Raw genomic sequence first — 22,305 nt, forward strand, 5'->3', positions numbered from 1 at the left:
GAAACTGGCCTTTCTTCGGGTCCTGCAGACCGTGACCTGTGACGCGGAGGGCGCCGACGACGTCGTGCGGGACGGGATCCCAGGACTGCAGGACTGGGGTGGGTCCGTGGCCACCCTAGGCACGGTCCCGGGTAGCCTGGCTAGCCCGTGGCGACTGGCGATCTGAGGGCCGTGGCCGACGGCTGTCCGCCACGGGCCGCGAGCACCGCGAAGGGGCCGCTGCCGGCCAGGAGTGCAGCCGGACTGCCCTGCTCCACGATCCGGCCGGCGTCGAGCACCACGACCTGGTCCGCCTGGGTGACCGTGGACAGGCGGTGGGCGATCATCAGCGTGGTGCGGCCCACGGAGAGGCGGTCCAGGGCGGCCTGTACGCGGGCCTCGGTGGTGTTGTCCAGGGCGGAGGTCGCCTCGTCCAGGACCAGCACGGGGGGATCGCGCAGGATGGTCCGGGCGATGGCCAGCCGCTGCTGCTCGCCGCCGGAGAAGCGGTGGCCGCGGGCGCCGACCAGGGTGTCCAGTCCTGTGGGCAGGGCCGCGATGGTGTCCGCCAGCGAGGCGGCGCCGAGGACGTCCCAGAGTCGGGCATCCGTGGCCTCCGGGTCGGCCAGGAGCAGGTTCTCCCGCACGGAGGCGTGGACCAGATAGGTCTCCTGGGAGACCACGCCGACGATCCTCGCCAGGTCCTGAGGGGCGATGTCCCTGACGTCGATCCCGTCGACCGTGACGCGGCCGGTGGTGGAGTCGTAGAGCCGGGGGAGCAGCCCGGCCAGCGTGGACTTGCCGGACCCCGTGGGCCCGACGACGGCCGTGGAGGTTCCAGCCGGGACCACCAGGTCGATGCCCTTGAGCACGTGGCGTGGCTCGGTCACCGGGTTACGCTCCGCGGCAGGTGCGCCGTCCGCGGTGGGGGTGCCGCCGTCGTAGGAGAAGGAGACATTCTCGAAGCGGACCTCGCCGCGGACCTGTGTCGGCTCGATCACGGCGGGCGAGGCCGGCGGCTTCAGCTCGGGATCGAGGTCGAGATATTCGAAGATGCGGGAGAAGAAGGCCAGCGCGGTGACCCACTGGACGCCGATGTTCAGCAGGCCCATGATGGGGCGGAACACGGTGCCCTGCAGGGCGGTGAACGCTACGAGCGTGCCGATGGTCATGCCGCCGGAGGTCGCCGGGAAGCCGGCGGCCAGGTAGATGACGGCGGGGATGGCGGCGAAGATGATCTGCATGGTGGCCATCCGCCAGCGACCGGCCAGCTGGGAGCGCATCTCCAGGCCCACGAGCGCCTCGGAGCGGTCGGTGAAGCGGCCGGCGTCCCGCTCGGTGGTGCCGAGGGTCTTGGCCAGGCGCACGCCGGAGACGGAGAGGCCCTCCTCCACCTGGGTGTGCAGCGCCGCGAGCGTCTGCTGGCGTTCGGCGGTGACGGCGCGGCGGATCAGGGCCACCCGGCGAGAGAGCCAGATGGCCGGCGGCAGCACCACGAGGGAGATCAGCGAGAGCTGCGGGGACAGGGCCACCATGGCGACGGCGGTGGCCACCGTGGTGGTCAGGTTGGTGGCGACGCCCGTGGCGGTGGACGTGACCACGGACTGCATGCCCGCGATGTCATGCGTCAGGCGGGACTGGACCTCGCCGCCGCGGGTCCTGGTGAAGAACCCCAGCGACTGCTGCTGCAGGTGCGTGAAGAGCTTGACGCGCAGGGTGTGCATGACCCGTTGGCCCATCTGCGTGGCCATCCACGTCTGGACCACGCCGATCACGGCGGTCACGGCCGCCACGGCGACCATCGCTCCGGCCAGGAGGGCCAACAGGGAGAGGTCCTGGTGCGGCAGGGCATCATCGATCACCCCGCGGACCAGGAACGGCTGGGCGAGATTGACGACCGAGGAGACGGAGATCAACAGCACGACGACGGCGATGGTCACCTTGTGCGGGGCGAAGAGCGCCGCGATGCGGCGCAGGGACACGGGGTGGCGCTGGATCTGGGCTTGGTCGGCCGGGTTCTTCCGGGCGGGACCACCGCGGCTGGTCGGGTCGGACGGGGTGTGGAGGGCGGGGGTGCTCATGGGTGTGCGCTCCTTCGGTAGGGGCCTCGGGAAAGGAAGTCGTGGGGCTCGGGGTGCCGGCTGTTCGGGCGGGCGTTCCCGGCGAAACGGGTGAGGCTGGCGCTCGAACCCGATATAGAGAGGTTACCTCACTAAGAGGTTGAGCGTCAATAATCGCGTAGGATGAGGGGCATGACTGCTGGCGGCCCCACGGCTGAGACCCCGGATCTGGGCGACCTCATGCACGCCGCCTTCCGCCGGCTGCGTCACCGGTGGAGTCATCAGCTGGCCCCCTTCGACCTGACGCCGTATCAGTTCCGGGCCCTGCAGGCCGTGGCGGGCGGTGCCCACGGGCACGGGCCGGATGGTCACGGTGCGTGTGCTGACCACCGCCGTTGCCAGGAAGCGGGTCGGCATGTTGAGGAGGGGCTGCGCCTGAAGGACATCGCCGACCGCCTGCGGATCGCCCCGCGCTCGGCCACCGAGGTCATCGACCAGCTCGAGGCCAAGGGGCTCGTGGAGCGTCGCCCCGACCCCGCGGACCGCCGGGCCACGCGCATCAGCCTGTCCGAGGCCGGCGTCGGTCTGCGGGAAGAGGTCCGCGAGGCCCGGCGCCGGGAGGCCGGCGACTATTTCTCAGTGCTGTCCCAGCCCGACCAGGCCGAGCTGGCCCGGCTGCTGACCGAGCTGGCGCGCGCCCAGGAATAGCAGGCAGGGTCGGACGGGTTGAGGGGTGTAGATCCCGACCCCTCTCCTGACAGGAGCCCCATGGCCACCGTTGACCTCACCGTAGACACCTTCGGCACCACCGTTGCCGAGAATGACACCGTCCTCGTTGACTTCTGGGCCGCGTGGTGCGGCCCGTGCCGCCAGTTCGCCCCCGTATTCGAGGCCGCCTCCGAGCAGCACCCTGACGTGGTGTTCGCCAAGGTGGACACCGAGGCCGAGCAGCAGCTGGCCGCGATGGCCGGCATTACGTCCATCCCCACGCTGATGGCCTTCCGTGGCGGCGTGCTGGTCTTCTCCCAGGCCGGAGCCCTGCCCGGCTCTGCCCTTGGAGAGCTGCTGGACCAGGTCAAGGGCCTGGAGATCGCCGAGGTGCGCCGCATGGCGGAGGAGCAGGCAGTTTCAAGCCACTGAGGGTCCGGGCCGCTTGCCGGCCCTGCTGACGTGCAGTGAGCTGCATCACTGCAATTTTGCAGTTGCGCAATAAGTGCAGTTATGCAAAAATATAGGCATGCCCCCCACGGATACCCCTGCTTCGACGTCCCTTCGCGAGCGCAAGAAGACCGAGACCTGGCACGCCATTCATGACGCTGCCGCAGAGCTCGCCCTCGATGACGACACCAAGCACGTCACCGTAGAGGCCATTGCCAGCGAGGCTGGAATCTCCCAGCGGACGTTCTTCAACTATTTCTCCACCAAGGAAGATGCCATCCTCGGCGTGATGCCGCCCAGTGCGCCTGAGCTCCCCGAGGACTTCCTCGATGAAGAGGGGCTCATCCACCGCACCACGGAACTCCTGCTGACCGTCGGCCGGAGCACGTACGCGGAGGGGGATGCCGACCGGCGGAGCAAACTCTTCGAGAAGTTCCCGCACCTGCTGTTGCGGCGCCGGGAAATGATGATGCAGGGCGAGGACCTCGTCTATCAGATGATCGCCACGGCTATGGCCGACCATCCGGCCTGGTCCGGCGGACTCAACGGCCACAGCGTGGAGCAGACGGCCCGCATGCTCACCATGGCGGCCGGTGTCCCGCTGCGCTATCTCATCGTGACCCGTGGCGCGGCCGGCGGATATCTCGCACAGTCCTCCGTGGACGACGCCCTTGACCTCTACCAGGACCTCTACAGGAAGCTTTCATGACCCACCGCCCCGAGGATGCTCTCAAGGGGTCCGCATCCGCCCCCGCCGCACCGGTCCAGAAGACTGTGCCCGACGCCGGCCCGGCCACACCCCCGGCCGCGTCCGGCTCCGCGATTCCGAAGGGAACGCTCGTCCCGCTGTTCATCGGCCTGATGCTGGCCATGCTGCTGGCCTCCCTGAACCAGACGGTCTTCTCCACGGCTCTGCCCACCATCGTCGGTGAGCTCAACGGAGTGTCCAGCATGGTCTGGGTCATCACCGCCTTCATCCTGGCCACCACCATCGCCATGCCCATCTATGGCAAGCTCGGTGACCAGATCGGCCGCAAGCCACTGCTGATCTTCGCCATCTCCGTGTTCATGGCCGGTTCGGTGGTCGGCGGCCTGGCCCCGGACATGGGCACTCTGATCGTGGCTCGCGTGATTCAGGGTCTCGGCGGCGGCGGTCTGATGATCCTGTCCCAAGCGGCCATCGCGGACGTGGTTCCGGCCCGCGAGCGCGGCAAGTACATGGGCATCATGGGCGGCGTCTTCGCCCTCTCCTCGGTGATCGGCCCCCTGCTCGGCGGCTGGTTCACGGACGGTCCCGGCTGGCGCTGGGCCTTCTGGATCAACCTCCCGATCGGCGTGGTGGCCCTGTTGGCCGCCATCGTGTTCCTCAAGCTGCCCCGCAACACCCAGGGCCGCCCGACCCTGGACTGGGGCGGCATGGCACTGATCGCCGTGGCCACCACCGCCATGGTCCTGGTGACCACGTGGGGTGGCGGGACCTATGCCTGGACCGACCCGATCATCCTGGGCCTCGCCGCGCTGTTTGTGCTGGCCGCCGTCGGCTTCGTGCTGGTGGAGCGTCGCACCGCGGAGCCGCTGATCCCGATGACCCTGTTCCGGGAGCGCAACTTCGTGCTGACCACCATCTCCGGCCTGTTCATCGGCGTCGCGATGTTCGGTGCCCTGGGCTACATGCCCACCTACCTGCAGATGTCCTTCGGCCTGGAGGCCTCCGTGGCCGGGCTGATGATGATCCCGATGATGGGCGCCATGCTCATCACCTCGACTGTCTCGGGGCAGCTGGTCTCCAAGTACGGCAAGTACAAGTGGTACCCGGTGGTCGGTGCCTTCATCATCGCGATCTCCATGGGGCTGCTGTCCCTGATGGATCCGCATCAGCCGGTGTGGGTGGCCTGCACCTACCTGGGCCTGCTCGGCATCGGCCTGGGCCTGTCCATGCAGATCCTGGTGCTGGTCGTGCAGAACACCTTCCCGATCTCCATGGTCGGGACCGCCACCGCCTCGAACAACTATTTCCGCCAGATCGGGGCCACCCTGGGCTCCTCCCTGGTCGGCAGCCTGTTCGCCGCCCGCCTGGCCAATCTGTTCACCGAGCGCCTCCCCGCTGATGGGGCCGGGCAGATGGGCAGCGCCGAGTCCTTGACCCCAGATGTCATCGCCGGACTGCCGGAACCACTCCATGACACGGTGATCACGGCCTACAGTGACGCCCTGACCCCGATCTTCCTCTGGATCGCGCCCCTGGGTGTCATCGCCGCGGTGCTGCTGATGTTCCTCAAGCAGAAGCCCCTGGCCACCCGGATCGAGCGTTCGGTCGAGGCTGAACCGCTGGCCACGGGCAGCATGTCGATCGTCTCGGCTGAGGCCGCTCGGGCGACCATCCCCGCCCAGGCCGGTGAAGGACGCGGAGTCGACGAGTCCCAGCCAGCGGACCAGATGAAGGACCGGAGCGAAGTGCTCAGCCGCTGACGGGCTCGGCCTTCCCGGTGGAGCGGCAGGTAGGAATTCAGCGTTCTGGTCCTTGCTGACCGCCCCCGGGTCAGGACGGCGGGACGGAACGCAGGTAGCGCCGTTGCGCCACCACCACGAGCCCCACCAGTACCGCGGCCACCGCGGCCGTGGCGCTGAACAGCCAGGCCCACTGGCCGGCGTCGGCGAGGGGACCCGCCACCAGGGTGCCCACCGAACTGCCGGCGAACAGGGAGGCGGCGAACAGGGCGACGGCGGTCCCGCGCAGCCCCGGCAGCACGTCCGTGGCCCAGACTTGCAGCGAGGTGTGCAGCAGGGCCCACGTCCAGCCCAGCGCGGCGGCCGCGAAGGCGACCGTCGGCACCGAGACGTGGACGGCGACGGCGGCGTAGCCGGCCACCATGCCCGCCCCGCCGAGGGCCATGGTCGCCGGGACGGACAGCCGGCGGAGGATGGGCCGGACCAGCCGGCTGCACGCCAGTGTTGACACCCCGTACGCGGCAACGGCCAGACCCGCCACGGACGCGTCCAGTCCCTGGTCCTGCAGTGCCGGGGCCAGCAGGGTCAGCAACCCCAGCACCACGGCCCCCTCCACGAACACCAACCCGATCACCGCAAGCATCCAGCGGTGCCGCAACGCCTCGGCGAAGGCCCCCAGCAGGGGCCGCCGGGCGGGCAGCAGGGGCTCGGCGGTGGTCCACAGGGCCGCGATGCAGCCGACGGCCAGCACCGGCGGGAGGGCGAACATCAGCCGCCAACCCACGGTCTCGCCCACGACGCCGGCCGCGGCCGTCGCGATCGCCGTCCCCACCGCGATGGCCGCCATGTTGTCCGCCAGCGCGGCCTGGCGGCGCAGTGGGGGCACGGTATCCCCGATGAAGGTGATGGCGGTGGGGATGATCCCGCCGAAGCACGCGCCGGTCAGGCAGCGGAAGACCATGAGCAGCGGCAGGGTGGGCGCGATCGCGGAGAGCAGGCCGAACACCACGGAGCCGGCCAGGGCGATCCGCATCATCCGCATCCGCCCGAAGCGGTCCGAGAGGCCGCCCCAGAGCGGCTGCGTGAATCCGTAGGCGAGGAAGTACACCCCGGCCACGGCCACCGCCTCGTCCAGGGAGGCGCCCAGGTCCACGGCCAGGAACACCAGCAGCGGGCTGACCGCGAAACGGTCCACGCTGGAGGTGAAGGAGGCCAGCGCGATGGAGACGGGTACGCGCTGGGGTGCGCCGCCGTCGGGCATCTGGGGGTTCTTCGGGTGCCTCACCAGGACAAGCTACGCCATGGAATAAGGCAAGGGCCGCCGATGTCCGAAGACACCGGCGGCCCTTGATGCTGTCACATCACCGGATCAGTCGAGCATGAACACGTCCAGGACCTCCGGCTGCGCGTCCGGGTTCTTGGTGTCCAGGATGAACGAGGTCACCGAGCCGGCCTGGGCGTCCAGGTTGGTGAAGATGCTGTAGTCGTTGGAGGCCACGTACGGGGCATCCTGGTCCGGGTCCACCAGGGACGCGAACGGACGCTCGGACGGGACGATCGGCTCCAGACCGCCCGGGCTGCCCTGCTCCACGTAATTGTCCGCGTTCCACGGGGCACCCGGCACCGGACGGGAGTCGCCGGAGAGCTCGTGGTAGGCGCCGTAGGAGTTGCCCACGTTGGAGGTCTCCAGGTAGTTCACGCCGTGCTCGGACTCGAAGCGGTTCCACAGGTGGGAGTGGCCGTTGAACACCAGGTCCACGGAGGTGCCCTCGGCGTCGATCAGCGGAGTGAGGTCGGTGAGAAGCTTGTTGTTCTCCGCCTCGTACTCGTAGCGGATGCCGGTGACGTTGCCCTCGGCGTCCTTCTCCTCGATCTTCGTCGGCTCCGCGAAGGCGGGGGTCACGTTGTCACCCAGGCCCTGCGGGCCCTCGTGCATCATGACGACCACGTTCTCGGCCTCGGTGGTGGCGTCCGAGGCCAGCTCGTCCTGCAGCCAGCGGTACTGGTCCGAGTCCACGGCCAGGGTCTCGAAGATGAACGAGCCGTGGCCCTGGGACATCGGGTCGTCCAGCGTGTCCGCGGCCTCCTGGAAGCGCGAGGCGGCCTGACGCGCCGCCGGATCGGACTCGGCGGTGCCGGAGCGCCAGATACGCGTGGAGTAGAGCGAGATCAGGCGGGTGTTGCCCACGGTGGTGGCGTAGTACGTCTCGCCGCCGGACTCGGACTCGGGCAGGGTGAAGAGCTCCTCGTAGGTGGTGGTGGAGAAGGAGTTGTCCTCGATCCACTGCTCCTTGATCTCGGCGTGGCCGTCCGGGTTGACCTCCCCGGCGACCTTCTCGTATTCAGCCTGGGCCACCTCGCGCGGCACCGGGGAGTTGAAGGACTCGTCCAGGGAGGTCATGCCGTCGACCCGGCCCTGGACTTCGTGGTTGCCGATGGCCGTGTAGAGGGGGGCGTACTGCAGGATCTCGCCGCCGTCGTAGGTCTCGCCGTTCGGGGCCTCGAAGCCGGCGTTGCCCTGCAGGCCGCGGAAGAAGGCCAAGCCGTTCTCCGAGTCGAACCACTCGGAGGCGCGATCCGGGACGTTGGCCAGGTCACCGGCCATGAAGACGGCGTCGATGTCACCGATGACCGTCTCGGCCCACTCGAGGTTGGCTGGGGTGTTGTTCTTGGCCTGGTGGTCCGAGGTCAGCAGGATGTTGGCGTCCTCCTCGGCGGTCTTCGCGTCCTCGAGGGAGAACGTGTCCGAGAGGACCGGCTCGCCGTCCAGGAGGGAGACCACGCGATACTCGACCTCGCCGGCATTCTCCAGGCCGGTCACGGTGGCCTCGTGGCGGAAGATGTCCCGGGAGACGATGCCGTCCTCTTCGGCCGGGGCGTCCGAGAGCACGGACTTCGCGTCCTCGGCGGTGCGGGACATCTGCGTGGTCTCGGCCTTGGTGACGGTGAACTGCGTGTTGGCCGCCTCGGACTGGAAGACTCCGGAGCGGGAGTTGGTGGCCTTGTCCACGGTGGGCGCGAGATCTTCGGCGGTCAGGCCGTAGACATCACCGGTGATGACCCAGTGCTGGCTGCCCTCGAGCTCGGTGAACCACGCGACGTTGGTCTGGCCGACGTCGGGGACCTGCAGGAACGGATCGGTCAGCAGGACCGGCTCGCCGGCGGGCATCTCCGGTTCCGGAGCCTCCGGCTCCTCGGGGTTGATGACGCCGTCGAGGCGGCTCATGAGGGCGGCGACCTCGCCGCGGGTGATGGGGTCCTTGGCCTTGAAGGTCCCGTCCTTGTACCCGGTGGAGATGTCCTCGGAGGCGAGCCAGATGATGGCGTCGTGGTGGGTGTTGGACTCGGCCACGTCCGGGAAGCTCACGTCGGTTTCGGGGTCGGTGGTGGGGTCGAGGGCGCGGTAGAGGAAGGAGGCGAACTCGCCACGTTCCACGGGGCGGTGGGGCTGGAAGGTGCCGTCTTCGTAGCCGGTGGTGATCTCCTCGGCGGCGCCCCACTCGATGGCCTCGAAGTGGGTGGAACCGGCCGGGGCATCGGGGAAGGTGGCCTCGCCGGGGGTGAAGTCCTCGTTGAGGTAGCGGTAGACGAAGGCCATGGACTCGCCGCGGTCGATGTCGGCGCCCTTGCGGTAGGTGTTGTCCGCGTAGCCGGTGGTGATGCCGGAGCACTGCATCCAGCGGACGTAGTCGAAGTACTGCGAGCCGGCCTGGTTGTCGGCGAAGTTCGCCGCGGTGCACTCAGCGCCGGGCTGGGTGGGCCCGGCGGGCTCGGGGGTGGTGGTGGCGGTGGCGGTGGCGGGGGTTGCCAGGAAGCCGATGGTCATGAGTCCGGCCAGGGCGGCCGCGGGTAGCTTGCGCTGCATGTTGGGGGCTCCGATGTTCAGGCCTGGGGCGCCTGTCCGTGCGGAGGCCAGGCGCGAGTGATGAGCGGCGGGGTTTCCCCACCGTGACCTGGACAGTTCATCGGTCGCCGTCAACGCGCAGGAGAGCGCCCGGTGAACACCACGCTAAGAACGGTGGACATCGCGCCCACTGGTCAGGGCCGCGTAGTCCCGGGCGATCGCCGCGGCGGCGGTCTGCAGGAGGGTGACGTAGGGCAGGGCGGGAGCGGCATCGTTGGGGACGATGACGGAGAGTGCGCCCAGCAAGTCATCCTGATGCCCACGCAGCGGCACCGCGATGCCGCGTGCGGCGGTGTGCAGGAAGCCATCATTGACGACGTGACCGGTGCGGCGGATCTCGGCGAGGCGGCGGCGGATCTGGGCCGGGTCCGTCACGGTCATCGAGGTGAACTGCTGCAGCCCACCGGCCAGGGCGGCCTCCTGCTCCCGCTCCGGCAGCCACGCGAGCTGGACGAGACCGGACGAGGAGGCCAGTGCGGGCAACCGCTGGCCGATCACCGAGTAATTCACGACGGCGTCCGGCGCGGAGAGGCGTTCGATGAACAGGACGTCGCGGCCCGAGAGGATCCCGATCTGGGCATGCTGCCGGACGGCATGATGGACCTTCTGCAGGTGGGGCAGGGCCGCGGCCCGCAGGCCGGCGGCACCGGGGGAGCGCGCCGACCATTCCCAGATCCTCGCCCCGAGTCGGTACGTCCGGTCCGGGGCGCGTTCGAGCAGGCCCAGCGAGGTGAGTTCTCCCAACAGGCGGTGGGTGGTGGAAACGGGGCTGCCGGTGCGCTGCGCGATGTCCGTGGCGGTGAGGAACACCGAGTTGGAGTCGAAGGCATCCAACAGGTCCACCGCACGGCTCAGTGAGGAGCGGCCCGCGGACGTTCTGGCCATGCGTTTCCTTTCAGAGGGAGAACTGCGACGGGAACAGTGTGACATGACTCATAGTCGAAGGCACCCCCGTCAACCAAGGAGACCACGATGCCCACACGAAAACTCCTGGCCGCCCGACGCCGCAGCCTGCTGGCCGCCGGCGTCTTGTCCATGGCCGCCCTGACCCTGACCGCCTGTGGTTCCGGCGCACCCAGCAGCGCCGAAGCGGACGCCGCCGGATCGTCCTCCGCCGCTGGGGAGGGCTCGGGCGAGCTGGAGTCCGTCAACATCGGCTACTTCCCCCTCGTGCACACCTCCACCCTGGTTAATGCCGATGAGCAGGGGTACCTCGAGGACGCCGGCATCGATGCCGAGCTGACCCAGACCCAGGGTGGCGCGGCGGCCATCCCGGCCCTGGCCTCCGGCAATGTCGACGTCACCTACGCCAACTACACCTCGGCCCTGCTCGCCGCCCAGCAGGGGCTGCCCATCGTCCTGATCGCCGGCAACGACGTCGGCGCTGACGATCACGGCATCTACGTGGACCCGGAGTCTGGCATCGAGGAGATCGCCGACCTGAAGGGCAAGAGCTTCGCGGTGAACAACCTGCAGAACATCGGCACGGTGGCCCTCTATGCCCAGCTCGAGGAGGCCGGACTCTCGCCGGCCGATGTCGAGGTGATGGAGATGCCGTACCCGGACATGGCCGCCGCCGTGCAGAACGGCAACGTGGATGCCGTCTGGCAGGTCGAGCCGTTCCAGGCCGTCTCCGAGAAGGAGGGGCTGGTGAAGATCGGCAACCTGTTCGCGGGACCGGCCGAGGAGATGCCCGTGGCCGGATGGATCACCACCCGCGAGTACGCCGACGCCCATCCCGAGGTCATCGACGGGCTGCGTTCGGCCCTGTCCTCATCGATGGAGGACCTCGACGGCAACCGTGAGGCCCTCAGTGCGCTGGTGCCGGAGTTCACCACGGTCACCGCTGAGGTGGTGCAGGAGATCGAGCTGCCCGTGTTCTCCGCCGAGCTGGACCTCGAGAAGCTCCAGCAGGGCGCCGACCTGATGCTCGAATACGACCTGATCGACGAGGCCCTGGACGTCCAGGGCACGGCCTACACCAACTGACAGGAGAAGCCCTCATGACTGGCACCGCCGCCATCCAGACCCAGGTGAGCCCCCACGGAGAGCGCCCTGCCCCGCCCCTCGCGACTCCTCCCGCCCCCGCCGGCGTCCCGGTGGTCGACCTCGACCCGTTCTCGGATGAAACGCTGACCGATCCCTATCCCCTGCATGAGGCCCTGCGGGAGGCCGGGCCTGTCGCCTGGCTGCCCCACTACGGCGTCTATGCGGTGGCTCGGTACGACGAGGTGGTCCACGTGCTTCAGAACCACGAGATCTTCGTGTCCGGGCGCGGTGTGGGGCTCTCGGACTACCAGAAGGAGAAGCCCTGGCGGCCGCCGTCGCTGTTGTTGGAGGCGGACCCGCCCCAGCACGCCCAGGCCCGCAAGGTGGCGACCTCGGTGTTCAACCCCAAGACGATGCGCCAGATTCGGGAGGAGTTCCAGGACACCGCCAACCGCATGGTGGACGAGCTCTTCGCCGAGGGCTCGACGGTGGAGATCGACGGGGTGGCCGAGCTGGCCGCCGCCTACCCGCTGTCCGTCTTCCCGGACTTCATCGGCCTGTCCGAGAGCGGGCGGGAGAACCTGCTGCCCTACGGCAACATGGCGTTCAATGCCTTCGGCCCTCAGAACCACCTCTACGACCGGGCCATGGAGACCGGAGGCCAGGCGGCTCCATGGATCGTCGAGCAGTGCGTGGTGGGCACCCCGAAGCCCGGGCGGTTCGGTGCGACCCTGCATGAGAAGGCCGCCGAAGCGGGGTTGGACGAGGACGAGTCGGCGCGGTTGCTGCGGTCCTTCCTGACCGCTGGCGTGGACACGACCGTCCATGGCATCGGTGCCGCGCTGCGTGAGCTGGCCGAGAATCCGGAACAGTGGGCCGCGTTGCGCCAGGATCCGTCCAAGGCCCGGGCGGCCTTCGATGAGACCGTCCGCTACGTGGCTCCCGTCCAGACCTTCTTCCGCACGGTGAATGAGGACACCGAGGTGTCCGGTGTGCATCTGCCTGAGGGATCCAAGATCCTGATGTTCCTGGCCGCCGCGAACCGGGATCCGCGCCACTGGAAGGATCCGGACACCTTTGACATCAGCCGCCAGGCCTCCGGCCACGTGGGCTTCGGCTTCGGCATCCACTCCTGCGTCGGCCAGATCATGGCCCGGCTCGAGGGCGAATGCCTGCTCGGGGCGCTGGCCCGCAAGGTCGCCTCCATCGAGGTCGTCGGAGAGGCCCGACTTCAACTCAACAACACCCTGCGGGGCTGGGACAGCCTGCCGCTGCGGCTGACCGCGGCGTAGGCGCGAACGCACCCCAGGAACGACGGCGGGCCGTCCGATCGGATCGGCAGGATCCGGTCGGGCGGCCCGCCGTGTGGGGGCTGGTGGTGCTCCCGGTCTACTGCAGGACGTCCACCACGAGGCCGTCCAGGCCGGCCTCGGCATCCTCGACGATGCCGGCCTCCTGCGCGGCCTGCGCCCCGCGCTGCATGGCCTGCTCGGGGAAGCCCCAGCCGAACTTCGTGAGGATCATGGTCTTGGCCGTCTCCGGATCGATCTCCGTGAAGTTGGACAGCTCGGTCCGGAACTCCTCCGGGTGCTCAGTGGCGTACTCCTGGGACTTCTTGACGACCTCCACAAAGTCCTGGACGAACTGCGGGTCCTGGGCCCACTTCTGTTCCGAGGTCAGGTAGACGGCCGTGACGAACTCCGGGTCCACGTCGATGTAGGGGTCGGCGATCAGGCGATGTCCGGCCTCCTTGGCATTGCCGAGGAACGGCTCCGAGGTGGAGATGGCGTCCACGGAGCCACGCTCCAGGGCCGGCTGCATGTCCGGCAGGGCCAGCTCGAGGAAATTCACCTCATCCGGGTCTCCGCCGGCCTTCTTCACGGACTGCCGGATGGCCGCCTCGTGGAGCCCCTTGACCGCGTTGACGGCCACGGACTTGCCCTCGAGGTCGCCGGCATCCTGGATCTCCGAACCCTCGGGGACCACGATGCCGCCGTGGTCGGCGCCGGGCTCGCCGGTGGTGCGGCCGCCCTCGGCCACGGCGATCACCGGAAGCCCCTTCTCACGGGCCTGGAAGGCGTTGACGCTACCGGTGTAGACCATGTCGTACTGGTCCTGCAGCAGGGCGGGGATGGAGATCGAGCTTCCGGTGGTGAATTGGATGTCGATCGTCATGCCCTTCTCGGCGAAGAAGCCCTTCTCCTCGCCGAGGTAGATGGCAGCCACGTCCACCACGGGGACGGCCGCCACGCGAACGGTCTGCAGCTCGCCGTCGGCCGCGGGGCCGGAGGCGGTGGAGGCCGCAGCGGAGCCGGCGCCCGCTGTGGCCCCCTCCGAGGTGGCGGCACCGGAGGTGGTGCCGCTGCCGCAGCCGGTCAGCACCAGCATGGAGGCGGCCGCGGTGGCGAGGGTGGCGCGAAGTCTGTTCATGGGTACCTGCCTTGGGTGATCCGGACGGGGTCCGGCGGAACATGACCGGGAGAGTCACTTTCCGAGTTGCAATTGCAACGAGTGTCGCATCTCACATACGATTCGACAAGTACCAAAAAATCTGTGACGTAGCGCTTCAGGAGTTGTCGAGTGAGGGTGGGTTGTTCATCAGGGGAATGTTCTCGTACATCCGCCGCAGGAAGGACTGCAGCACCGCACGTTCTTCCGTGGAGAAGCCCTGCACCATCAGCTCGGCGCGCTCCAGGGCCACGGGCAGCACCGCATCGTGGACCTCGGCGCCCTGGGGAGTCAGGAACAACCGGCGGCGGGAACCCTCCTGCTCCCAGCAGATGAGTCCCTTGTCCCGCAGGCGCTGGAGCCGCCGGCTGACCACCGACTTGTCCAGGGCTACCTGCTCCGAGATGTCCACGGCCTGGCATCCCGGGCGGTTGGACAGCGTGGACAGGATGGCGAAGTCCGGCGAGGTGACCCCGAACCGCTCGTTGTAGAGGCGCGATCCGCCCCACACGTGGGCGTTGTCCACGAGGGACAGGTAGGCCGGGGGGAAGGTCTCCCGGTCGATCGTGTGCTTGAGTCGGGTGCGGATCGGTTCGGCGGCGGACGTCATGAGGCCCATCAAACCATCAGTAGTGACCAATCCAGAGACGAAGGACAGCATGAAGAAGCTCATCAACGACCCGCGCAACGCCGTGGTCGAATCCCTGACTGGACTGGTGCGGATGAACCCGGGCCTGCGGCTGCTGGAGGGCTCCCGCACGGTGGTGGAAGACCGGGCCTCCGAGCGTGGCCGGGTGGCGGTCCTCTCCGGTGGCGGCGCCGGCCATGAGCCCGCGCACGCCGGTTTCGTGGGAGCCGGGATGCTGACCGGAGCGGTCTCGGGTGAGGTCTTCACCTCCCCCTCGGTGGACGACATCCTGGCCGGCATCCGTGCGGTGGACTCCGGGGCCGGGGTGCTGCTGATCGTGAAGAGCTACACGGGTGACCGGCTGAACTTCGGATTGGCTGCGGAATTGGCCCGCGCGGACGGCATCGACGTCCGGATGGTCGTGGTGGCGGATGACGTCGCCCTCGCCGGGTCCAGTGACCACGCAGGGCATCGCGGGATCGCCGGCACGGTGTTGGTGCACAAGATCGCCGGGGCCGCGGCGGCTGCGGGCCAGGACCTGGATGCTGCGGCACGAGCGGCGCAGTCCGCGGCGGATTCCCTCGCCACCATGGGCGTGGCCCTGGGCTCGTGCACGGTACCGGCCGCCGGCAGCCCGAGCTTCGAGCTCGGTGAGGATGAGGTCGAGTGGGGCCTGGGAATCCATGGGGAGCAGGGGGTGCAGCGCTCTGCCCTGGCGTCCGCCCGTGGGACCGTGGACCGGTTGCTGTCAGCCTGCCTGGCCGTGGACCGGATTCCCGACGCCGGCCGGGTCGCCCTGCTGGTCAACAACCTGGGCGGCAGCTCGGTGATGGAGGTCTCCCTGGTGGCCGACGCCGCCCTGACCTGGTTGCAGGAGCGTGGGCTCGACGTGGTGCGGGCGTGGTCCGGCACCTTCTTGACGGCCATGGAGATGGAAGGCGTGTCCGTGTCCCTCCTGGCCGTGGACGACGGCCTGCTGGACCTTCTGGATGCGCCGGCGCAGACGTCGGCGTGGCCTGCCCTCTCCGGCCGGGTGAATACCGAGCCGTTCCTGGCGGCGCCGCCGGCCGAGGCGTTCGGCCTGGAGGGTCCGGCGCTCGCCGGACGTTGGTGGACGGTGCTGGAGGCTGTCCTGCGGGCGTTGCAGGACGCGGAGCCTGAGCTCACGGCCATGGACCAGCAGGTGGGCGACGGCGACCTCGGCCACAGCCTGGACCGCGGCGCCCGCGCGGTGCTCCAGGAACAGGTCAGCCTGCCGTGCCGTCCGGACCTGCTGCTGCGGCGGGTCTCCGCGGTGGTCCGCAAGAGCATCGGGGGCACCTCGGGGCCGCTGTATGCCGTCTTCCTGCTGAAGGCCTCCGAGGCGCTGACCGGCATCGACCGGCCTGCATCCGCTGACTGGGCCAGGGCGCTGGCCGCCGGCCAGCACGGGATCCAGGATCTGGGCGGGGCCTGCCCGGGAGACCGCACCATGCTTGATGCCCTCGCCCCGGCGGCTGAGGCCCTCGCCGGTGCCGGATCAGCACCGCTGCCGGTGGCCCTACGCGCCGCTGCCGACGCGGCCCGGACCGGCGCCGAGGCCACCGCGGACATGGCCCCCCGCCGGGGCCGCTCCAGCTACGCGGGGGACCGCGTCAAGGGACACCTGGACCCGGGAGCCTGGGCTGTCTACCTGTGGCTGGACGCGGCGGCCCGGGCAGTAGAGTGCTCTGATTAGCCTGGGGACATGGCTGCGCGGCTTGCCACTAGTGCCACAGACGTGACGACTCCCGTCAGCAGGAGCACCTCAGTGTGTGCCCGGAACGATACTGACCGAGGGAAAGGTGCGAAGGCTGGCTGGCAGGAGATTCGGCCGCCCCAGCCTCGGTACTGTCCGATCAAGGGTGTGTCAGTCACGGCCGTCCCCCTTCGGATCAGGCCGGACCCTCACACATCGTTTTTCTTACAGTTCCAAACACATCGGCGGGGTCGGTCAGATTTGGTCGGCGGGGCGGAGCAGGATCTCGTTAATGGCCAGGTGCCGGGGGCGGGAGAGGGTGAAAGCAATGACTTCGGCGATGTCTTCGGGGGTGACTGTCGCTTTGTCGTAGAGGTCGGTGATCGCGGTTTTGGTGTGGCTGTGGGTGATGTGGTTGGGGAGTTCGGTTGCTACGACGCCGGGTTCGATGAGGGTGACGCGGACATCGGGAAGAAGCTCTTGTCTGAGGGATTCTGACCATCCGTTGATGCCCCACTTCGTGGCGGCGTAGACGCCGTTGCCTGCGCGGGCGGTGCGGCCGGCGACGGAGGAGATGTTGACGATGTCGCCGCCGGGGGAAGCGGTGAGCTGATCGAGGAAGACCTCAGTGGTGGTGATCGCGCCGAGTAGGTTGATGTCAATCATCTGTCGGTAGTCATCGCGCTGGTCGGGTGAGAAGGGGCCGAGGTGCATGACGCCGGCGTTGTTGATCAGGACGTCGGTGTTGCCGATCTCATCGTGCAGCTGTTGTGCGGCGGCGGTGAGGGAGTCTCGGTCGGTGACGTCGGCGGGGATGGCGAGAGCACCGGTGCCGAGCTCGTTCGCGATCGCCTGGATACGGTCGGTGCGGCGGGCGAGGAGGGCGACGCGGTAGCCGGTGGCGTGGAGGGCTCGGGGGGTTGCCTCACCGATGCCGGAGGAAGCGCCGGTGATGACCGCGACGCGGGGGCTTTGACTGCTCATGTTGGTTTCTTCTGCGAGTGATGATCAGGCGGTGTGTGGTTCTTGGGCGGGAGCGGGGGTGGCCGTCCAGCTGCGGAGCAGATCGATGGCGTCGGCGGATGGCGATCCTGCCTCCGCGAGGTAGGTCGCGAGCCGAATCTTGGGGGCGGACGGGAGGGTGAGTGTCTGGTAGCTGAGGGTCAGCTCGCCGACGACGGGATGGGCGATGCGTTTGGTGCCGGCGGTATGGGTGCGGACGGTGTGGCTGCCCCACCACGTGCGGAACTCGCTGCTTCGAGTCGCGAGTTCCCCGACGAGGGCGGTGAGTTGTCGATCGCTGGGATCATGACCGGCGAGAAGTCGCATCGCCGAGACGGATTCCCGTGCCACATCATCCCAATCGGGGTAGAACGATTGAGATCTCGGATCGAGGAACAGGTAGCGCGCGGTGTTGACTGGCGCGGCGTTCTCGGGGAAGAGATGTGGGAAGAGGGCCCGACCGAGACGGTTGGACCCCACAGGGTCGCCGAGCTTGGACAACGCGACGACAGGGACGTCCCTCATGGTTTCCATGAGCTGGACGACTTGGGGCGACAAGCGCGTGTCCGTTTTGCTGCGGTCTGGTCTGCGGTTCGTGCCCGTGGCGTTGCGTGCCAGGTCGAACAGGTGCTGCGATTCGGCGTCGTTGAGTTGGAGCGCGTTGGCGAGGGCGTACAGGACGCTTTCGGACACGCCGCTGAGATCGCCGCGTTCCATGCGCGTGTAGTAGGCGGTGCTGACTCCAGCGAGCTGCGCGACTTCTTCGCGGCGCAGACCTAGTACCCGCCGCTGTCCACCGAACGCCGTCAGGCCGGCCGTCTCGGGGGTGATGCGTCCGCGCAGTGCGGTGAGGAACTCCTGTACCTCATGTCTGGTGTGCATGCCTCGACGGTAAACCTCGAAGCGGCGGTCCCGGGAGTCACCAGCATTCACCCCTTCAACGAACTCGTGTTTGCGGTGGGGGTGAACACTGGTGACTCCCACGCGGGCGCGGTCGGACGTAGCGTGGCAGACATGACTGCTTCCACCATCACCCTGAATAACGATGTCGTGATCCCCGCGATCGGGCTCGGCGTCTTCCAGACTCCTCCTGAAGAGACGGTCGCCGCCGTTGTCGCCGCATTGCAGACCGGGTACCGACACATCGACACCGCTGCCGCGTACGGCAACGAGCGTGAGGTGGGCCAGGGCATCCGCGAATCGGGCGTTCCCCGCGACGAGATCTTCATCGAGACCAAGGTCTGGATCAGCGACTACGGTTACGACGAGACGCTGCACGCGTTCGAGAAGAGCGCGGCGAAGCTTGGGGTCGATCAGATCGACCTGCTGATCCTGCATCAGGCGCTGCCGTCGGCATTCGACAAAACCGTCGGCGCCTACAAGGCGTTGGAAAAGCTCCTGGCTGATGGGAAGGTGCGCGCGATCGGCGTCAGTAACTTCATGGTCGAGCACCTGACCGACCTTCTCGCGCAGACCGACATCGTGCCCGCCGTCAATCAGATCGAAGTGCATCCCTACTTCCAGCAGCCCGAGGTGCAGGCCTTCGACAGGGAGCACGGCATCCTCACCCAGGCGTGGTCGCCGATCGGAGGCATCACGTCCTACCGCGAGTCGGCCAAGCGCAGCTTCGACGAGCCCGTCATCCTCGCGATAGGCGAGAAGTACGGCAAGTCGGCCGCGCAGGTGATGCTCCGCTGGCACATCCAGAACGGCATCCAGGTGATCCCCAAGTCGACTAAGCCGGAGCGTATCGGCGAGAACTTTGACGTGTTCGACTTTGAGGTCATGGCCGATGACATCGCCCAGATCGACGCGCTGGACACCGGTGAGCGCGGCGGACCAGAGCCCGAGGACATCACGCTGGAAACCTTCGGGCGCCCGATCCCCGAGGCGTAACGTGCAGTGGAGTGCGGCTCCTGCCGCGCTCCACTGCCACCCATGATCACCCTTTCCACCACCTCTTCCCGCACCGTCACCCGCCGCGCCCTCCTCGGCGGGATCGCCGGGCTCGCCCTGGCCGGTCTTGCCGCGTGCACGCGGCCACCCTCATCAACAGCCTCGCCCACGCCTGGGAGCGTCATGCCCGCACCCTTCACCGGCAGCCGCGTACTCGTCGCCTATTTCTCTCGAACAGGAGAGAACTATTGGAACGGAGGCCGCCGGGAGCTGGACACCGGAAACACTGAGGTGCTGACAAGGTTGATCTCTGATCGGATCGACTGCGACGTGTACCGCATTGAGGCGGCCGAACCATACTCTGACCGCTACGATCCCACCGTGGCCCGCAACACCGCCGAACAGGATGACGACGCCCGCCCCGCCCCGCCATCGCCGGTGCCTTGTCCGACCTTTCCGTATACAACACGGTGCTCGTAGGTAGTTCCCTCTGGAACGTGCAGCCGCCGATGATCATGGCGACCTTCGTCGAAGCGGTCAATCTCACCGGAATCCCGATCCACCCGTTCGTGACCTACGCCGTCAGCGGCCTCGGCTCCACCGCAGACTTCTACCGCGACCTGAACACCGGTGCCGATCTCCGGGACGGCCTGGCAATCCGTGGCGAAGAAGTCCGCGACGCCGGTGCGGACGTCGACCAGTGGCTCCTAGCCGCCGGCCTCGTCGAAAGGCAAACCTCACGACCGATCCTCAACTGACCATCCTCGTCGTCGGTTCCACCGGCAGCACCGGCCGACATGTCGTCGGCGAAGCCCTCCGGAGTGGGCACCGCGTCCGCGCGCTCGTCCGCAGCGCCGACCGCGCCGCAGTGTGCTCAACGCGCTGGCCGGCCGACCGGTTCGGATCGCGCTGATGACGACCATCGGCGTGACCGCGCTGCGCGACAGCTCGACATGGAAGCGGCGCGGGGAACGCCTGGTGCGCGCCAGCGGCAACGAATACACGATCGTGCGTCCCGGCTGGTTCGACATGAACGACGACGACCAGCTCGCCATCGCTCGCCGACAGGGCGACAGCCACCAGACGGGCACCCCCGCCGACGGCGTTATCGCTCGCAGCCAGATCGCCCGCGTCCTGGTCGACAGCCTGACCAACCCCGACGCGACCCACAAGACGTTTGAACTCGTCGCCGCCCGGGGCCTCGAACAGGACGATCTCCGGCCGGTGTTCGCCGCGTTGCCGGCCGACCCGGACGGCGCCCTCGACGGCCCCGGCGACGTCGCCAATCTCGCTCTCGAGGATGAACCTGCCTCTGTCCGCGCAGACCTCGACCGCACCCGGACACAGCACTGATCCGACCGCCCACGCATAAGGAGCATTCTCATGACCACCTGGCTGATCACCGGAGCATCCAGCGGCCTCGGTGCCGCCCTCGCGCGCGCCGTCCTCCACCGCGGTGACAACGCCGTCGTCACCGCTCGTAATACCGAACACCTCCATGACCTCACCACCGCCTACCCGGACACGGCCCTCGCCGTGCCGCTGGAAATTGGTGACCATGCTCAGGTCGTCGCCGCCGTCGATGTCGCGACCTCTCGGTTCGGGGGCGTTGACGTACTGGTGAACAACGCCGGTCACGGGTATCGCGCGGCGGTCGAGGAAGCCGCCGTGGACGAGGTCGACGAACTCTTCGCCACGAACTTCTTCGGCCCCATCGACCTGATCAAGCAGGTGCTGCCCCAGATGCGTGGCCGCCGGTCCGGGGCCATCGTCAATGTCTCCTCCATCGGCGCGCCTCGATACAACCCGGCCTCCGGGTACTACACCGCCACCAAGGCCGCCCTCGAAGGTGTCTCTGACGCTTTGCGTCGCGAGGTCGAGCCGCTCGGCATCCGCGTACTGGTGCTGGAGCCCGGCGCGTTCCGAACCGACTTCTCCGGCCGGTCACTGAAGCAGTCCCGCACCGTCATCACCGACTACGCCGACACCGCCGGAAAACGGCGCAGGGAGAACGACACCAGCCACGGCACCCAGCCCGGGGACCCCGACCGCGCCGCCCAGCTCATCATCGACACCGTGTACGCAGGCCAGGCCCCCTTCCGGCTGCTGCTCGGTACCGACGCGATCAGCATCGTCCGCGATGAGCTCCAAGGCCGCATCGATGAGATCGACGCATGGGCCGACATCAGTCGCACCACCGACTTCAACGGAGCCGGCGCGTGAGCACGTGGTTCATCACCGGCGCCTCGAGCGGACTTGGCCGCGCCCTCGCCCAGCATGCCGCCGAAGCAGGGCATCAGGTTATCGCGACCGCCCGCAACACTTCGACCCTCGCCGACCTCGCCGCCGCGCACCCCGATCAGGTCGTCGTCCTCCCCCTCGATGTCACCGACCCTGACTCCCGGCAGGTGGCGATATCCTCGGCCGAGAACCGCTTCGGAGGCATCGACGTCCTCGTCAACAACGCCGGATACGGCTACACCGCCGCCGTCGAGGAAGGCGAGGAGGCCGCCGTCGAGCGCCTTTTCGCGACGAACTTCTTCGGGCCCGCCGCCCTCATCATGGCCGCCCTCCCCGGCATGAGGAGGCGCGCCTCCGGGACCATCGTCAACGTCAGCTCCGTCGGTGCGCGCTTCCCGATCCCAGGCGGGGGCTGGTACTCCGCAGCCAAGGCTGCGCTCGAGGGGCTCTCCGGAGCGCTACGGAAGGAAGTCGCGCCCTTCGGACTGAGCGTCGTGGTCGTCGAGCCGGGATCGTTCCGGACGGACTTCCGCGGCCGGTCCGCCGAACGGTCGTCGACGACGATCGACGCGTACGACGCTGTCCTCGGGCGCACCGGCGACTCGGGCCTCAGCCGTCAGCGGGGCAAGCCGGCCAAGGCCGCCGCCGCGATCGTCGAGGCGGTCGACGCCTCCGAGCAGCCCCAGCTGCTCGTCCTCGGCACCGACGCCCTCGCTGGCTTCCAGCAGGCGGCCGCGGCCGACGCCGACGACGTGTCAGCGTTCGAGCACCTCACCCGCAGCACCGACGCGACCTCGTGAGCAGCCTCAACACGACCACTGGCATCTCCCGCCGC

The 22,305-nt window shown here is 68.5% G+C and carries 21 protein-coding genes and 1 pseudogene; 14 read left to right on the top strand and 8 right to left on the bottom strand.

Translation table 11 applies throughout. The features are described 5' to 3' along the window. Positions 1 to 140: 140 nt before the first annotated feature. Positions 141 to 2,060: an ABC transporter ATP-binding protein gene (locus C8E99_RS12735; protein ID WP_115932591.1), complete on the bottom strand. Its 1,920-nt coding sequence runs from the start codon at positions 2,058 to 2,060 to the stop codon at positions 141 to 143. Positions 2,061 to 2,231: 171 nt separating this feature from the next. Here C8E99_RS12735 and C8E99_RS12740 point away from each other — a divergent pair, with 171 nt between their 5' ends. The 4 genes from C8E99_RS12740 to C8E99_RS12755 all read left to right on the top strand — a co-directional run bounded on the left by C8E99_RS12740 (position 2,232) and on the right by C8E99_RS12755 (position 5,666). Continuing rightward, positions 2,232 to 2,747: a MarR family winged helix-turn-helix transcriptional regulator gene (locus C8E99_RS12740; RefSeq protein WP_115932592.1), complete on the top strand. Its 516-nt coding sequence runs from the start codon at positions 2,232 to 2,234 to the stop codon at positions 2,745 to 2,747. A 60-nt stretch (positions 2,748 to 2,807) separates the two neighbouring features. Next, on the top strand, positions 2,808 to 3,179 hold the full coding sequence (gene trxA / locus C8E99_RS12745; protein ID WP_115932593.1) for a thioredoxin: 372 nt from the start codon (positions 2,808 to 2,810) through the stop codon (positions 3,177 to 3,179). Positions 3,180 to 3,276: 97 nt separating this feature from the next. Further along, a complete protein-coding gene (locus C8E99_RS12750; protein ID WP_115932594.1) occupies positions 3,277 to 3,906 on the top strand; it encodes a TetR/AcrR family transcriptional regulator in 630 nt (209 codons plus the stop codon). Next, entirely contained in the window at positions 3,903 to 5,666 is a 1,764-nt protein-coding gene (locus tag C8E99_RS12755) for an MDR family MFS transporter (RefSeq protein ID WP_115932595.1), read from the top strand. Before C8E99_RS12750 ends, C8E99_RS12755 begins: the two co-directional genes overlap by 4 nt. A 70-nt stretch (positions 5,667 to 5,736) precedes the next feature. Here the strand turns inward: C8E99_RS12755 and C8E99_RS12760 are convergent, their stop codons facing one another. From C8E99_RS12760 to C8E99_RS12770, 3 genes are all read right to left on the bottom strand, one after another. After that, positions 5,737 to 6,930, bottom strand: a complete 1,194-nt coding sequence (locus C8E99_RS12760) for an MFS transporter (RefSeq protein ID WP_245952323.1) — start codon at positions 6,928 to 6,930, stop codon at positions 5,737 to 5,739. A gap of 84 nt (positions 6,931 to 7,014) precedes the next feature. Then, positions 7,015 to 9,510 carry an S-layer homology domain-containing protein gene (locus C8E99_RS12765; protein ID WP_115932597.1) on the bottom strand — a complete coding sequence of 832 codons (2,496 nt, stop codon included), beginning with the start codon at positions 9,508 to 9,510 and terminating at the stop codon, positions 7,015 to 7,017. A 144-nt stretch (positions 9,511 to 9,654) separates the two neighbouring features. After that, the gene (locus C8E99_RS12770; protein ID WP_170144601.1) at positions 9,655 to 10,434 is read right to left on the bottom strand and encodes an IclR family transcriptional regulator; all 780 of its coding nucleotides are present in this window, start codon (positions 10,432 to 10,434) and stop codon (positions 9,655 to 9,657) included. Positions 10,435 to 10,584: 150 nt separating this feature from the next. Here C8E99_RS12770 and C8E99_RS12775 point away from each other — a divergent pair. Continuing rightward, positions 10,585 to 11,277 (top strand): annotated as a pseudogene (locus tag C8E99_RS12775) (ABC transporter substrate-binding protein); the annotation flags it as partial. Between the two features lie 275 nt (positions 11,278 to 11,552). Beyond that, positions 11,553 to 12,830, top strand: a complete 1,278-nt coding sequence (locus tag C8E99_RS12780) for a cytochrome P450 (RefSeq protein WP_115932600.1) — start codon at positions 11,553 to 11,555, stop codon at positions 12,828 to 12,830. 97 nt (positions 12,831 to 12,927) lie between these two features. Here the strand turns inward: C8E99_RS12780 and C8E99_RS12785 are convergent, their stop codons facing one another. Then, positions 12,928 to 13,968, bottom strand: coding sequence for an ABC transporter substrate-binding protein (locus C8E99_RS12785; protein ID WP_115932601.1), 1,041 nt, complete (start codon positions 13,966 to 13,968; stop codon positions 12,928 to 12,930). Positions 13,969 to 14,104: 136 nt separating this feature from the next. Further along, positions 14,105 to 14,605 carry a MarR family winged helix-turn-helix transcriptional regulator gene (locus C8E99_RS12790; protein ID WP_170144602.1) on the bottom strand — a complete coding sequence of 167 codons (501 nt, stop codon included), beginning with the start codon at positions 14,603 to 14,605 and terminating at the stop codon, positions 14,105 to 14,107. A 40-nt stretch (positions 14,606 to 14,645) separates the two neighbouring features. Between C8E99_RS12790 and C8E99_RS12795 the strand changes: the two genes are divergently transcribed. Continuing rightward, entirely contained in the window at positions 14,646 to 16,331 is a 1,686-nt protein-coding gene (locus C8E99_RS12795) for a dihydroxyacetone kinase family protein (protein WP_115933478.1), read from the top strand. Between the two features lie 255 nt (positions 16,332 to 16,586). Here the strand turns inward: C8E99_RS12795 and C8E99_RS12800 are convergent, their stop codons facing one another. Together C8E99_RS12800 and C8E99_RS12805 are read right to left on the bottom strand one after the other, a co-directional pair. Continuing rightward, a complete protein-coding gene (locus C8E99_RS12800) occupies positions 16,587 to 17,315 on the bottom strand; it encodes an SDR family oxidoreductase (protein ID WP_115932603.1) in 729 nt (242 codons plus the stop codon). 24 nt (positions 17,316 to 17,339) lie between these two features. Continuing rightward, complete coding sequence (locus C8E99_RS12805) at positions 17,340 to 18,215, bottom strand: helix-turn-helix domain-containing protein (protein WP_115932604.1); 876 nt, start codon at positions 18,213 to 18,215, stop codon at positions 17,340 to 17,342. Positions 18,216 to 18,347: 132 nt separating this feature from the next. On the opposite strand from C8E99_RS12805, the gene C8E99_RS12810 reads away from it, so the two are divergent. The 7 genes from C8E99_RS12810 to C8E99_RS12835 are packed head-to-tail and all read left to right on the top strand — an operon-like array spanning position 18,348 to position 22,270. Further along, entirely contained in the window at positions 18,348 to 19,229 is an 882-nt protein-coding gene (locus C8E99_RS12810) for an aldo/keto reductase (protein WP_115933479.1), read from the top strand. Positions 19,230 to 19,271: 42 nt separating this feature from the next. Beyond that, positions 19,272 to 19,709, top strand: a complete 438-nt coding sequence (locus C8E99_RS16260) for an NADPH-dependent FMN reductase family protein (protein WP_245952325.1) — start codon at positions 19,272 to 19,274, stop codon at positions 19,707 to 19,709. Further along, complete coding sequence (locus C8E99_RS16265) at positions 19,700 to 19,987, top strand: flavodoxin (protein WP_245952327.1); 288 nt, start codon at positions 19,700 to 19,702, stop codon at positions 19,985 to 19,987. The genes C8E99_RS16260 and C8E99_RS16265 overlap by 10 nt, the downstream gene beginning before the upstream one ends. Then, positions 19,930 to 20,142 carry an NmrA family NAD(P)-binding protein gene (locus C8E99_RS16390; RefSeq protein WP_342767573.1) on the top strand — a complete coding sequence of 71 codons (213 nt, stop codon included), beginning with the start codon at positions 19,930 to 19,932 and terminating at the stop codon, positions 20,140 to 20,142. Before C8E99_RS16265 ends, C8E99_RS16390 begins: the two co-directional genes overlap by 58 nt. After that, positions 20,142 to 20,582: an NAD(P)H-binding protein gene (locus tag C8E99_RS12825; protein WP_115932605.1), complete on the top strand. Its 441-nt coding sequence runs from the start codon at positions 20,142 to 20,144 to the stop codon at positions 20,580 to 20,582. The genes C8E99_RS16390 and C8E99_RS12825 overlap by 1 nt, the downstream gene beginning before the upstream one ends. 30 nt (positions 20,583 to 20,612) lie before the next feature. Next, on the top strand, positions 20,613 to 21,452 hold the full coding sequence (locus C8E99_RS12830; protein ID WP_115932606.1) for an oxidoreductase: 840 nt from the start codon (positions 20,613 to 20,615) through the stop codon (positions 21,450 to 21,452). Then, positions 21,449 to 22,270: an oxidoreductase gene (locus C8E99_RS12835; RefSeq protein WP_115932607.1), complete on the top strand. Its 822-nt coding sequence runs from the start codon at positions 21,449 to 21,451 to the stop codon at positions 22,268 to 22,270. Before C8E99_RS12830 ends, C8E99_RS12835 begins: the two co-directional genes overlap by 4 nt. The last annotated feature ends 35 nt before the right edge of the window (positions 22,271 to 22,305 follow it).

Origin of the sequence: Citricoccus muralis (assembly GCF_003386075.1) — a bacterium.
Taxonomy (GTDB): domain Bacteria; phylum Actinomycetota; class Actinomycetes; order Actinomycetales; family Micrococcaceae; genus Citricoccus; species Citricoccus muralis.